Consider the following 635-nt stretch of genomic DNA (forward strand, 5'->3'; position numbering starts at 1 on the left):
GCCGCGCTGCATGCCCAGGCTCACCGCCATCAGCACCACGCCCAGCAGCAGCAGCCAGCGCGGCCACAAGGTGGAGAGCCAGTCGCCCACGATGAGGTAGAAGGCCGATCCCAGCAGCGAGGCCAGCAGGTTGCCGGTGCCGCCGATTACCGTCATCACCAGGATCATCTCGCTCGTGTGGTACTCGGCGCTCGCCAGCGGGGCGATGCCGGTCATCATGGCGTGCAGCGCGCCGGCCAGGCCCGTCACCGCGCCCGAGATCACGAACGCCTGCAGCTTGAGCAGCCGCAGGTTGTAGCCGATGGCGCCCGCGCGCTCCTCGTTGTCGCGCACGGCCAGCAGCGTGCGCCCGAAGATCGACGCCGACACCTTCTGCAGCAGCCAGAAGGCCAGCAGGAACACCACCGCCACGAAGCCGTAGTACTGCCAGGGCGACTGCAGTGGCCACAGCGTGAACCCGCCCACGGCCAGCGAGGGGCGCGGAATGTCCATCAGGCCGTTGTCCCCGCCCGTGAGGCTGGGCAGGGAATAGGCCAGGAAATAGAACATCTGCGCGAACGCGAGCGTCAGCATCACGAAGTAGGTGCCGCGCTGGCGGATGGCCACCCAGCCCACCAGCGCCGCGCCCAGCGCGC

At 69.1% G+C, this 635-nt stretch carries 1 protein-coding gene; it reads right to left on the reverse strand.

Translation table 11 applies throughout. From position 1 onward, the window contains the following. On the reverse strand, positions 1-635 hold a 635-nt coding region (locus AC27KI_RS26715), incomplete at both ends, for a branched-chain amino acid ABC transporter permease (RefSeq protein ID WP_487116918.1).

The organism is Acidovorax sp. KPB24-03, assembly GCF_057546605.1.